Annotated in this window: 10 protein-coding genes and 1 tRNA gene; 9 read left to right on the top strand and 2 right to left on the bottom strand. The window is 35.7% G+C overall.

Annotation, left to right across the window (positions count from 1 at the left end; genetic code table 11):
- Window positions 1-53: 53 nt before the first annotated feature.
- Window positions 54-2,201, top strand: a complete 2,148-nt coding sequence (locus H3T80_RS00375; RefSeq protein ID WP_232350062.1) for a carbon starvation CstA family protein — start codon at window positions 54-56, stop codon at window positions 2,199-2,201.
- Between the two features lie 248 nt (window positions 2,202-2,449).
- Window positions 2,450-4,120, top strand: coding sequence for a bifunctional UDP-sugar hydrolase/5'-nucleotidase (locus H3T80_RS00380; protein ID WP_198199145.1), 1,671 nt, complete (start codon window positions 2,450-2,452; stop codon window positions 4,118-4,120).
- 247 nt (window positions 4,121-4,367) lie between these two features.
- Here the strand turns inward: H3T80_RS00380 and H3T80_RS00385 are convergent, their stop codons facing one another.
- Both H3T80_RS00385 and H3T80_RS00390 read right to left on the bottom strand, forming a co-directional pair.
- Complete coding sequence (locus tag H3T80_RS00385; RefSeq protein WP_198199146.1) at window positions 4,368-4,832, bottom strand: NfeD family protein; 465 nt, start codon at window positions 4,830-4,832, stop codon at window positions 4,368-4,370.
- Between the two features lie 92 nt (window positions 4,833-4,924).
- Window positions 4,925-5,833 carry an SPFH domain-containing protein gene (locus H3T80_RS00390; protein ID WP_086359750.1) on the bottom strand — a complete coding sequence of 303 codons (909 nt, stop codon included), beginning with the start codon at window positions 5,831-5,833 and terminating at the stop codon, window positions 4,925-4,927.
- Window positions 5,834-6,236: 403 nt separating this feature from the next.
- Between H3T80_RS00390 and H3T80_RS00395 the strand changes: the two genes are divergently transcribed.
- The 7 genes from H3T80_RS00395 (at window position 6,237) to rimP (ending at window position 13,795) form a co-directional block, all read left to right on the top strand.
- Window positions 6,237-7,799 carry an anthranilate synthase component 1 gene (locus H3T80_RS00395; RefSeq protein WP_198199147.1) on the top strand — a complete coding sequence of 521 codons (1,563 nt, stop codon included), beginning with the start codon at window positions 6,237-6,239 and terminating at the stop codon, window positions 7,797-7,799.
- The gene (gene trpD, locus H3T80_RS00400) at window positions 7,799-9,430 is read left to right on the top strand and encodes a bifunctional anthranilate synthase glutamate amidotransferase component TrpG/anthranilate phosphoribosyltransferase TrpD (RefSeq protein WP_110448326.1); all 1,632 of its coding nucleotides are present in this window, start codon (window positions 7,799-7,801) and stop codon (window positions 9,428-9,430) included. The genes H3T80_RS00395 and trpD overlap by 1 nt, the downstream gene beginning before the upstream one ends.
- A 15-nt stretch (window positions 9,431-9,445) precedes the next feature.
- Window positions 9,446-10,828, top strand: coding sequence for a bifunctional indole-3-glycerol-phosphate synthase TrpC/phosphoribosylanthranilate isomerase TrpF (trpCF, locus tag H3T80_RS00405; RefSeq protein ID WP_232350063.1), 1,383 nt, complete (start codon window positions 9,446-9,448; stop codon window positions 10,826-10,828).
- A gap of 23 nt (window positions 10,829-10,851) precedes the next feature.
- Window positions 10,852-12,045: a tryptophan synthase subunit beta gene (gene trpB / locus H3T80_RS00410; RefSeq protein ID WP_232350064.1), complete on the top strand. Its 1,194-nt coding sequence runs from the start codon at window positions 10,852-10,854 to the stop codon at window positions 12,043-12,045.
- On the top strand, window positions 12,042-12,848 hold the full coding sequence (trpA, locus tag H3T80_RS00415) for a tryptophan synthase subunit alpha (RefSeq protein WP_198199149.1): 807 nt from the start codon (window positions 12,042-12,044) through the stop codon (window positions 12,846-12,848). Before trpB ends, trpA begins: the two co-directional genes overlap by 4 nt.
- 216 nt (window positions 12,849-13,064) lie before the next feature.
- Window positions 13,065-13,141: transfer RNA gene (locus H3T80_RS00420), tRNA-Met, on the top strand.
- A 192-nt stretch (window positions 13,142-13,333) separates the two neighbouring features.
- Window positions 13,334-13,795, top strand: coding sequence for a ribosome maturation factor RimP (rimP, locus tag H3T80_RS00425; RefSeq protein ID WP_065578449.1), 462 nt, complete (start codon window positions 13,334-13,336; stop codon window positions 13,793-13,795).
- Window positions 13,796-13,798 lie beyond the last annotated feature (3 nt).

Below are 13,798 nucleotides of genomic sequence, written 5' to 3' on the forward strand. Positions count from 1 at the left end.
AAGTTAAAAATAAAATAGATGATATTAATCTTAAAGCGATAAAGAGAATTATTATGAATAATAGAATACTAAAGCATATACCTTGGGTTATTCTTGCTATCGTTGGTGCATGCTGTTTAGCTGTCATCGCACTACGTCGAGGGGAACATATTAGTGCATTGTGGATTGTTGCTGCTGCAGTGTCCATTTATCTCGTTGCTTATCGATATTATAGTTTATATATCGCCAATAAAGTAATGCAGTTAGATCCGACACGAGCGACGCCGGCAGTTATCAATAATGATGGTTTAAATTATGTTCCAACCAATAAATATGTCTTATTTGGACACCATTTTGCGGCAATAGCCGGAGCTGGACCGCTTGTAGGCCCTGTACTTGCAGCACAAGTAGGTTATTTACCGGGTACTCTATGGTTATTGGCTGGTGTGGTATTTGCTGGTGCAGTACAAGACTTTATGGTGCTATTTTTATCATCACGCCGTAAAGGGGCTTCATTAGGTGAAATGATAAAAGATGAAATGGGACCAATTCCTGGAACAATTGCCTTATTTGGTTGTTTCTTAATCATGTTAATTATTTTAGCTGTATTGGCATTGATTGTTGTTAACGCATTAGCTGAAAGTCCTTGGGGCGTATTTACTGTTTGTTCTACCGTGCCAATCGCATTATTTATGGGTATTTATATGCGATACCTCCGACCGGGTCGTGTTTTAGAGGTTTCAATAATTGGTATTGTATTACTCATCTTATCTATCTGGTTTGGTGGTGTTATTGCTCATGACCCATATTGGGGACCAGCATTAACTTTCAAAGCAACCACGATTACTTTTACTTTAGTTGGTTATGCCTTAGTTTCTGCGATGTTGCCTGTATGGTTAATTTTAGCACCGCGTGATTATCTCGCCACTTTCTTAAAAATTGGTGTAATTGTTGGTTTAGCTATTGGTATTGTTATTTTAAATCCTGATTTAAAAATGCCAGATGTAACTAAATATGTGGATGGCACAGGCCCTGTTTGGAAAGGTTCTTTATTCCCATTCTTATTTATTACTATTGCTTGTGGCGCCGTTTCTGGTTTCCACGCCTTAATTTCATCAGGTACAACACCAAAATTACTTGCTAATGAAACGGATGCTCGTTTTATCGGTTATGGTGCTATGTTAATGGAGTCTTTCGTGGCTATTATGGCCTTAGTGGCTGCATCAATTATTGAGCCAGGTTTATATTTTGCTATGAATACTCCACCAGCTGCGCTAGGAATAACTATGCCTGATTTACATAAATTAGGTACTGGCGATGCGGCGATGATAATGTCTCAACTACAAGATGTAACAGCACACGCGGCGGCTACAGTTAGTTCGTGGGGATTTGTGATTTCACCTGAGCAAATTTTACAAACAGCCAAAGATATTGGCGAACCATCTGTATTAAATCGTGCCGGTGGTGCACCAACCTTAGCCGTAGGTATTGCGCATGTGTTCCATCAAATTCTTCCAGGCGCAAATATGGGCTTCTGGTATCACTTTGGTATCTTATTTGAAGCACTATTTATTCTAACCGCGCTTGATGCAGGAACTCGTTCTGGACGATTCATGTTGCAAGACTTATTAGGTAACTTTGTACCATTCTTGAAAAAAACCGATTCACTTATTGCTGGCTTTATTGGTACTTTAGGATGTGTTGGTTTATGGGGATATCTACTTTACCAAGGTGTGGTTGATCCATTAGGTGGTGTTAAGAGCTTATGGCCATTATTTGGTATTTCAAATCAAATGCTAGCAGCCGTAGCATTAGTATTAGCTACAGTTGTATTAATTAAAATGAAACGAGCTCAATTTGTTTGGGTGACTATTATTCCTGCCGTTTGGTTATTAATTTGTACTACTTGGGCATTGGCACTTAAACTATTTAGTAATGATCCTAATTTAGAAGGATTCTTCTATTTAGCTAATGAGTATAACCGTCGAATTGCCGAAGGTAGCGAATTAACAGCACAACAAATTGATAATATGCATCATATTGTCATTAATAACTACACTAACGCCGGTTTAAGTATCTTATTCTTAGTGGTTGTGTATAGCATTATCTTCTTTGGTATTAAAACTGCACTTAAAGTGCGTAATAATAAACAAAGAACTGATAAAGAAACCGCTTATGTGCCTATTCCTGAAGGTGGTGTTAAAACTACGATGTCACATTAATTAACAGTAAACAGAATGTTAAATTTAAGTAACATTCTGTCTGTTTATGAAAATAACTTTCGTACTCCTTATTTTGCCTAACAATAGTCACTATCGTTAGGCATTTTTTATCACTGATTAAGCAGTTTATTTTTTTATAAAAACGCTTTAATTGAAAAAATAATAATTTAGAATAATAGACTGTTTTTATAAAAATGATTTAAATTAATTAGGATATTAATTTTACATAATAGTGATAGGAGATAAGGATGTTGGTAAGCAAAAAACGTGCTTTGTTAAGCGGTTTATTCATATTAGGTTGTGTATTTCAGGTTAATGCAAAAGAAGTTGATGTTGCTATTTTAGCAACGTCAGATGTGCATGGGCGAATGTTACCATGGGATTATGGTACTGACAAAGCAGACTCTTCAGGCTCTTATGCGCAGATATCTTCGTTTTTAAAGGAGTACCGTTCACTACATGAAAATGTCATTGTGGTTGATGCTGGTGATATTATTCAAGATAATCAAATTGAACGATTTCACAATGTGCAAAATCATCCGGCTATTGCGGCATTAAATGCCATGCATTATGACATTATGGTACTTGGCAATCATGAATTTAATTTTGGTATGCCGATAGTCGATAAAGTTATTTCTGAATTTAAAGGCCAATCTTTAGCTGCTAATATTTATTATAAAGATTCCGGTAAACCTTATTTACCCGCCACAACCATTATTGAGAAAGAAGGTATTAAAATTGGCTTTATTGGTGCAACTACCCCTTTTGTTCCTGAATACGAGAATAAAACTGGCTATGTAAATCAAATGGAATTTACCATGCCAATACCGGAAATAAAAAAACAAATTGCTAATCTCAAACAACAATCAGTTGATGCTATTGTTTTAGTTACCCATATGGGATTAGATAATGAAAACAATAAACCTGGTACAGGTGTTGCCGATGTTGCTAATCAATTACCTGAAATTGACATAATTATTGCCGGACATAATCATCAAAATATTAGTGAAAAAGTCATTAATAATGTGGTTATTACTGAACCTCATCGCTATGGAACAGTAGTATCGGTGGTTGATCTTAAATTTGATATTGATGGCAATAAAAAAACCTTAAAAGCAAAAAAATCGCAAACATTACCAGTAAAAACTTATCCAGCTGATCCTGAAATCGAAAAAATTTATTCACCTTATCATCAACAATTAAGAGAAATTTCTAATCAAGTTATTGGTGAAACAGATAAAGATCTTGTACCACAAGAGATAATACATGGTATACCAGCGGTTTACTTGCAAGAAAGTGGTTTAACTAATTTACTTAATTCTGTACAAATTTATTATAGCGGTGCGGATGTGACTGCGGTTTTAGTCGATAATAAAAAAGCGATATTAAATAAAGGGCCAATCGCTCGCAAAGATATTGCTAACAATTATCAATATACTGCTGGTGAAACCTCTATTTTTGAAGTTACAGGGAAGGATCTTAAAGATTATATGGAATGGTCTGCGGCATATTTTGCTCAAGTACAACCAACGGATAAAAATTATCAATATGATTCAGTGCGAGGCGCATCTAAATATATGACTTATGATATGTTTGGTGGCGTTAAATATATTATTGATTTAAGTGAACCAGTAGGAAATCGAATTAAAAATCTAACACTTTTAAATGGTAAAGTTATTACTGATGATATGAAACTCAAACTAGGTATGAATGCTTATCGTTATGAAATGCTGGTGAAAAAAGGTGGTCCATTAGAAGGGCGCCGAGTCGAGCCAATTTGGAATTCTCGCACGGCATTAGGTGATGAAGAAGGTACCATTCGTAATATGACCATTAAATATATTACCGATGTGAAGAAAGGTAAGATTACCGATGAATCAAATAATAATTGGAAAGTTATTGGTATTGTTCCTAAATAATCGAATTAGTGTTAGCATTCTTATTGGCTTATTTTTACACTAGTTTTTAGTAAAAATGATAATTACTGTTATAAGTACTTAAGCACTTTAAATTTTATATTGAAGCTGGATTAACAGTAATTATCTTATTATGATAATTACCATGAATTTTTACTATAGAAGATATTTAATAATCGGTTTATCTGATTGATTATTTTTTATGATAAACAAAAAAATACGAGTCATTGACTCGTATTTAATTATTAATTTATTTATTGAGTGCTTTTACTTTCAGTATTATGCCCTCAACTGCAACAACCTCAACAGGATGACCTACTTCTAGATCTTGATTACATTTTGCTGACCATGTGCCGTCTTTGATTTTTATTCGACCTGAACCATTAGTAATGGCTTCGGTAACGATTGTTCTAATGCCAATTAATTCTTGTTGTGGTTGATTAATTTCAACTTTACTTGATTTGTTATTATCGCGTTTTTTTAACCAAGCCCACCAAAGATAAGCGGATATTAACGTAAAAATAGCAAACAAAATCCATAAAACAGGCCAAGACAGTGGTAAAATCCAAGCAATTAAGCCAACAATAATGGCTGCCATTCCACTCCAAAGTGCATATCCGCCAGTTCCTAATAATTCAGCTATCAGCAAAATACCGCCTAAAGCAAAAAATACCCAGTGAGGAGAATCATAAATAACCATTAAAAAATCTGTCATTGGTTGTTACCTATTATTAATTAAATTATATTTCCAATCATCTCTCAAACCAATTTATTATCAGTTAGGGATATGATTTTGCTAAACTTAGTCTATTTAGTATTTTTGATTAATTCGGCAATACCACCAATGCTACCCATTAGACTTGAAGCATCAAGCGGCATCATCACAACTTTACTGTTATCTGAAGCACCGATTTGTTGTAACGCTTCAGTATATTTTTGCGCAACAAAGTAGTTGATAGCATTAATATTACCTGCTGCAATAGCGTCCGAAACCATTTGTGTTGCTTTAGCTTCTGCTTCGGCCGCACGTTCACGTGCTTCAGCTTGTAAAAATGCTGCTTGTTTTTCACCTTCAGCTTTTAAAATTTCTGACTGTTTTTCACCTTCAGAACGTAAAATAGCTGCTTGACGGATACCTTCCGCTTCAAGGATTTCCGCACGTTTATTACGTTCAGCTTTCATTTGTGCATTCATGGCTGCAATTAGTTCTGCCGGTGGTCGAACGTCACGAATTTCAATACGAGTAATTTTTATTCCCCATGGGCTAGTTGCATCATCGACAATACTAAGTAGTTTTGAGTTAATATGGTCACGTTGTGATAACATCTCATCTAGTTCCATACTACCAAGTACTGTACGGATATTTGTCATCATCAGATTAATAACAGCACGCTCAAGTTGGTTAACTTGGTAAGCTGCTCTTGCTGCTTCTTGTACTTGTATAAAACAAACTGCGTCAATTTGTACATTTGCATTATCTTTAGAAATAACTTCTTGAGATGGGATATCAAGCACTTGTTCCATCATATTAATTTTACGGCCCACACCATCCATAAAAGGAATAATAATATTTAAGCCCGGTTCTAAGGTATGAGTGTATTTACCGAAACGCTCGATAGTATATTGGTATCCTTGCGGAACAATAGTGATGGTTTTAAAAACAGTAACTAAAGCAAGTAAAACGATTACTGCTATAAAAATATAAAATATAGGCATAGATCAAACTCTCTAATTTTTATCAATTATTTATCGGAGTCGTTCATTTTAAAGACTAATATCTTGTTTGGCTAGCTTTAATTTGTTTGTTAAAAAATAATAAATTTTTACTGTAAAAAGATCTTTTGATTGATAGCAGGTAGACTTAATTTAAATGTACATAAAATATTCACTTGACAATACATCACTGAACTAGTTTAATAGTACAAAATATTTTCTAGCAGATATAATAATGATAAATCAGCAATTCACATTAACGCATTGTAAACAAACTACCGTTTTGGGTTGGTGGCGCATCACTTTCTGCGGGTGATGTGATGATATCCTTTTTTCATAATACCCGCTCAGTGCGGGTATTTTAGTTTTGCAAAGATAAAAATAATTTTATAAAAGAGAGTCAACAATGAATAAGCCTACATTAACACAGATAATTAAAACCATTGGTTATTATCAGGATCCGACTCAGGTATTTTATCAACTTTGTGATAACAAACCGGCAACATTGTTACTGGAATCAGCTGAAATTGATAATAAGCAAGGTATTAAAAGTGTAATGATAGTTGATAGCGCTTTGACTATTTCTGCACTCAATAACCAAGTCACTTTTCAAGCTTTAACCAGTAACGGACAAAAATTATTGCCTTTATTGCTACAAGCTTTTCCTGATAACGTCGCTAAAACACAATTAGATGAACATAATCTTCAGCTAATTTTTCCGGCTATTGATAATTTGCAAGATGAAGATTCTCGCTTAAAGTCATTATCAATTTTTGATGCACTAAGAACATTATTAAACATCGTTAATATCCCACAACAAGCGAGTTCTGATGCAGTGTTTGTCGGTGGTTTATTTGCTTATGATCTTGTTGCTGGCTTTGAGGATTTACCTCTGTTACCAACCGAACAACGTTGCCAAGACTTTCGCTTTTATTTAGCTGAAACATTACTGGAAATTAATCATAAAGACCGTGTTTCATTGTTAAAAGCAACGGCATTTACTTCTTGTCCTGATGAGACAAAACGCTTGAATCAGCGCTTAACTGAGTTGCAAAGTAAACTCAATCAACCGATGAAAGCGATTAAGACTCAATCTTTAGCAGAAATAAATGTTTCATGTAATAAGAGTGATGATGATTTCAATACTATAGTTAAAAAAATGCAGGATGCTATCCAACAAGGTGAGATTTTCCAAGTCGTTCCTTCAAGACGTTTTTCATTACCATGTCCTGAACCATTATCTGCTTACCAAGTGTTAAAAAATACCAATCCAAGTCCATATATGTTTTATATGCAAGATAGCGATTTTGTTCTGTTTGGTGCATCACCGGAAAGTGCTCTTAAATATAACAAGACCAATAATCAAGTTGAAATTTACCCTATTGCCGGTACTCGACCTCGTGGTTTAACCGCAAGTGGTGAGATTGATTATGATTTGGATAGCCGACTGGAACTTGATATGCGCACTGATAAAAAAGAGTTGGCTGAACACTTAATGCTGGTTGATTTAGCCCGTAATGATTTAGCTCGTATTTGCCAGCCGGGCACTCGTTATACTAAAGAGTTATTAAAAGTTGACCGTTATTCGTGTGTTATGCACCTTGTTTCAAGAATAGTTGGCCAGTTGCGGACTGATCTTGATGCACTACATGCTTATCAAGCAACAATGAATATGGGAACATTAACCGGCGCACCGAAAGTAAGAGCAATGCAGCTAATTGCTGAATCGGAAAAAATAAAACGTGGCAGTTATGGTGGAGCAGTGGGGTATTTAACCGCTAGTGGTGATTTGGATACCTGTATTGTTATCCGTAGTGCTTATGTTGAAGATAACATTGCCACGGTGCAAGCAGGTGGTGGGGTGGTTTTAGACTCAGAACCTCAATCAGAATCGGACGAATCACGTAACAAAGCTCGTGCTGTTGTTCGCGCGATTATGGCAGCACATAATGTAGAAGGTGTATTCTAATGGCTAATATCTTATTTATTGATAATGTTGATTCGTTTACTTATAACTTAGTTGATCAGTTACGTCATAATCAACATAACGTGACGATTTACCGTAATACTATTCCGGCAGATGTGATTATCGAAAAATTATCACATATGCAAAATCCTATCTTAATGTTATCGCCAGGTCCAGGTACGCCAAGTGAAGCTGGTTCAATGCCTGAATTACTAAAACGTTTAAAAGGGAAATTACCGATTATTGGTATCTGCTTAGGCCATCAAGCGATTGTCGAATCTTATGGTGGTATGATTGTACCAGCTGGTGATATTTTGCATGGTAAAGCCTCATTAATTGAACATGATGGTCAAGCTATGTTTAAAGGCTTACCAAATCCATTACCGGTGGCTCGTTATCACTCTTTAAAAGGTGAAAATATACCGAAAACATTAACGATTAATGCCATGTGTAATAACATTGTTATGGCAGTACGTAATGATGAGGATCGGGTTTGTGGTTTTCAATTTCATCCTGAATCGATTTTAACCATTCAAGGGGTAAAATTATTAGAGCAAACCATTGAATGGGCACTTAATCCAGTCCAAAAACAACCGCAAGCAAAACAAGAGGCAATTGTCGATAAGCAAGAATACAACATTCAACCGATTTTAAATAAATTGTATTTAGGACAAGTATTGTCACAACAAGAGAGCAAAATACTATTTAACTTAATTATTCAAGGTAAAATTGAACCAACTGTTTTGGCAACTGCGATTATAAGTATGAAAGTGCGAGGTGAAAAACCAGATGAAATTGCTGGTGCTGCGCAAGCATTACTTGAAAATGCAGATGCTTTTGAAGTTCCTGATTATGATTTTACCGATATTGTTGGTACAGGTGGTGATGGCACGAATAGTATTAATATATCAACAGCTAGTGCTTTTGTTACTGCAGCCTTAGGGTATAAAGTCGCTAAACATGGTAACCGAGGGGTATCAAGTAAATCAGGATCTTCCGATGTACTATCTGCTTTAGGTATTAAATTAAACATGTCAGCGGAAGCCTCACGTAAAGCGCTTGATGAATTAGGGGTATGTTTCTTATTTGCTCAACAATATCATTCAGGTTTCCGTCATGCTGCGCCAGTTCGTCAACAATTAAAAACACGAACAATTTTTAATGTGCTAGGTCCGTTGATAAATCCATCACGACCAAAACGTATTTTACTCGGTGTTTATCATCCTGATTTGATAAAACCGATTGCAGAAACATTAAAAATGTTGAACTATACCCATGCATATGTAGTACATGGTGCAGGTATGGATGAAGTGGCTATTCATGGCGAGACTCAAGTAGCCGAAGTAAAAAATGGTGAAATCAGCTATTTTACGCTAACACCAAAGGATTTTGGTTTACAACAATATACTTTAAAAGATATTGAAGGTGGTACACCGGAAATGAATCGTGATTTGTTGTTAGCTATTTTACAAGGACATGGTAAACCAGCTCATGAAGCGGCTATTGCTGCAAATGTAGCTATGTTAATTAGCTTGTTTGGTGAACCAGACTTAAAACAAAATGCACAACGTGCAATTGAATTGATGCATAGTGGCAAGGCTTATGAGCTATTACAAAAGTTAGCAGCAAGATAATAAGTGGAGAATAACATGGCAATTGCAGCATTAACCGAAAATGTTGAAATGGCAACAGTATTAAAAAAAATCATTGAAGATAAACAGTTATGGCTTGCCGAACAGCAAACTAAAAAACCACTAACTAACTTTAAAAGTAAAGTAGTAGCAAGTGATCGTGATTTTTATCAAACATTAAATCAACCGAAAACGGTATTTATCTTAGAATGTAAAAAAGCGTCACCATCTAAAGGCTTAATTCGTGATGATTTTGATCCGGCAACTATTGCTAAAGTTTATAAAGATTATGCTTCAGCGATTTCAGTTTTAACTGATCAAAAATATTTTCAAGGTAGCTTTGAATTTTTGCCTATGGTACGTAATGAAGTCACACAACCAGTACTTTGCAAAGATTTTATTATCGATGAATATCAAATTTACTTAGCGCGATATTATCAAGCGGATGCTATCTTATTAATGTTATCAGTGGTAAATGATGATGAGTATCGCCATCTTAGCCAAATTGCTCATCAACTTAATATGGGAATTTTGACTGAAGCCAGTACGGAACAAGAAGTTGAGCGAGCCATTAATCTTGGCGCCAAAGTTATTGGTATTAATAATCGTAATCTTCGTGATCTGTCAGTAGATTTAAATCGAGTAAAAACATTATCTAAATCTATCCCTGATGATCGAATTATTATCAGTGAATCGGGTATTTACACTCATAATCAAGTTAAAGATCTTAGCCATTATGCTAACGGTTTTTTAATTGGTAGCGCGTTAATGTCTGAGTCAAATTTAAATCTAGCTATTCGTAAGGTGATCCTAGGTGAAAATAAAGTCTGTGGTTTAACCAGAGCGCAGGACGCGATAACTGTCTATCAAGCAGGTGCGATTTATGGCGGATTAATTTTTGTCTCTAATTCACCAAGATATATTACACCAACTAAAGCACGTAGTGTTATTGCAGCAGCACCATTAAATTGGGTGGGAGTTTTTAAAAATAGTGATATAGACGAAGTTTGCCAAATAGCGCAACAATTATCACTGTACGCAGTACAATTACATGGTCATGAAGATGATAATTATATTCAAACACTCCGCCAACAATTGCCAACAACTTGTCAAATTTGGAAAGCATTAAGTATTAGTGATAGTATTCCGAACCATGATAATCCATTAGTCTCTCGTTATATATTTGATAATGGTGCTGGCGGAACGGGTAAAAGTTTTGATTGGTCATTATTAAAGGGTAAAGATTTAAGTAATGTCATTTTGGCTGGTGGTATTAATCCACAAAATGTAAGTCAAGCACTCGCTACTGATGTTATTGGCGTTGACCTTAACTCAGGTGTTGAAATATCGGCCGGAATTAAAGATAAACAAAAAATTACAGCAGTATTTGAACAAATTTAACTAATTATATTGAAGGAATGGTTATGTCTAAATTAAATCCTTATTTTGGCGAATTTGGTGGTCAATATGTACCACAAATATTAATGCCAGTGCTAGAACAACTTGAGGATGCCTTTATATCGGCGATACACGATGCAAGTTTTCAAAAAGAATTTAATGACCTTTTGGTGAACTATGCAGGTCGACCAACCGCATTAACATTGTGTAAAAATCTTACTGCAGGTACCAAAACAAAACTTTATTTAAAACGAGAAGATTTAGTCCATGGTGGTGCCCATAAAACTAACCAAGTCCTAGGCCAAGCATTACTGGCTAAAAGAATGGGTAAAACAGAGATTATTGCCGAAACGGGTGCTGGTCAGCATGGTGTCGCTTCAGCATTAGCTTGCGCATTATTAGGTTTAAAATGCCGAATTTACATGGGAGCAAAAGATGTTCAACGCCAAGCTCCAAATGTATTTAGAATGCGATTAATGGGTGCTACCGTCATTCCAGTTGAAACCGGTTCTGCCACGTTAAAAGATGCTTGTAATGAAGCATTACGTGATTGGTCTGGTAGTTATGAAACCGCACACTATATGTTAGGTACCGCTGCTGGCCCTCATCCATTTCCGACCATTGTGCGTGAATTTCAACAAATGATTAGTCGTGAAGCAAAACAGCAAATTATGGAAAAAGAAGGTCGTTTGCCTGACGCAGTCATCGCCTGTGTTGGTGGTGGTTCAAACGCAATTGGTATGTTTGCTAATTTTATTGATGATAAATCAGTTAGATTAATTGGTGTAGAGCCAGGTGGACATGGTATTGAAAGTGGTGAACATGGTGCATCGCTAAAACATGGTAAACTCGGTATCTACTTTGGTATGAAAACACCAATGATGCAAACGGATGAAGGGCAAATTGAAGAGTCTTATTCGATTTCTGCTGGCCTTGATTTTCCAGCAGTAGGACCACAACATGCATATTTAGATAGTATTGGTCGAGCAGAATATGTCTCTGCCACTGATGATGAAGCGCTTGAAGCCCTCAAAACATTATCTCGAAGTGAAGGTATCATTCCTGCATTAGAGTCATCGCATGCATTAGCTTATGCACTGAAAATGATTAAAGAAAATCCAAATAAAGAACAATTATTAATTGTTAATTTATCTGGTCGTGGTGATAAAGATATCTTTACGGTTTATGATATATTTAAAGCAAAAGGAGAAATAGAATGAGTCGTTATCAAAAACTGTTTGATCGTTTAACAGTCGAAAAACGAGGTGCATTTGTTCCTTTTGTTCCAGTTGGTGACCCAAATCCACAACTTTCAAGTCAAATTATTCAAACCATGATTGATGCAGGGGCTGATGCGTTAGAATTAGGTATTCCATTTTCTGACCCAATGGCGGATGGACCAACAATTCAAAATGCTAATATTCGTGCTTTTAATGGCGGTATAACTGTTGAGAAATGCTTCGAAATCTTAACTAACATTCGAACTAGCAATCCAGATATTCCTGTTGGATTGTTAATCTATGCCAATTTAGTATTTAAAAATGGTATTGATAACTTTTATGCTAAATGCGCTAAAGCTGGTGTTGATTCTGTATTAGTTGCTGATTTACCGGTTGAATATGCACAAGAGTTTACTGGTTCTGCAGAAAAACATGGCATAGCTCCGATATTTATCTGTCCACCTAATGCTGATGATGAGGTGATAAAAAATATTGCTAAGCATGGTAAAGGTTATACTTATTTAGTCTCACGGGCTGGTGTAACCGGTACTGAAAATCGTGCGAATAAACCGTTAACTCATTTACTGGAAAAATTGACAGAGTTTAAAGCACCGCCTGCGATTCAAGGATTTGGTATTTCAGAACCAAATCAAGTGAGTGAAGCAATTAAAGCTGGTGCCACTGGCGCAATTGCAGGATCGGCAACGGTCAAAATTATTGAGAATAACCTTAATAATCCAACCAAAATGTTGAGCGAACTAGCGAGTTTCGTTAAAACGATGAAAGCTGCAACGCAGAAATAATAACAGTAAAATTATCCGCTGATTATTCAGCGGAATTTATTACTTGAAAAAACAATAATTGTACTTATATTAATCATAACTTGAGATTAATTGTAATTAGTTGCGACACAAAATTATAGCTGCTTAGTTTTCAATGACTTTAAACGATTTTGATAATTCTAGTATGATTTTGGGTTGCATATTTTACAAAACATAGTATAATCTTCAGCCATCTATCGCGGGGTGGAGCAGCTTGGTAGCTCGTCGGGCTCATAACCCGAAGGTCGTTGGTTCAAATCCAGCCCCCGCAACCACTTAAATTTTCATTCATACATTAATCTATCCTATTATTATTGTCTGAAAGTTCGAATCAAGTGGCTTCATTATGTTAAATTTTAAATGTAGCCTCGCTTGTCGGGGTTTTTTTATGCGTTATGATTCAAACGTGAGTTTAAAAGGAATGTTGGGCTTTATGCCCTTTTTTATTTTCTGCAGTGGAGGTTTGTTTGGCTAATTTAGAACAGCAATTGACCGATATCATTCAAGAACCAGTTAATGCGCTTGGTTTTGAGCTAGTTGGTATTGAATATATTCGTGGTCGTTATCCCGTTTTACGCGTATATATTGATAGTGAAAATGGTATTACCGTTGATGACTGTGCTGATGTTAGTCGACAAATTAGTGCGGTACTTGATGTTGAAGACCCTATCACAGATGCCTACAATCTTGAAGTTTCATCTCCAGGTATGGATAGGCCTTTGTTTACGCTTGAACACTATCAACGTTTTGTTGGTGAAGAAGTCATCGTCAGTTTGCGTATTCCTGTTGCCAATCGTCGCAAGTGGAAAGGACAGATTAAATCCATTGAGAATGAAATGATTACGTTTAATGTAGATGGAAATGATGAAGTGTTTGCTTTTAGTAATATTCAAAAAGCAAACATTGTACCGAATTTTAACCTTAAATAGAGT

Source organism: Gilliamella sp. W8145 (assembly GCF_016101145.1).
In the GTDB taxonomy this organism is placed as follows: domain Bacteria; phylum Pseudomonadota; class Gammaproteobacteria; order Enterobacterales; family Orbaceae; genus Gilliamella; species Gilliamella apis_A.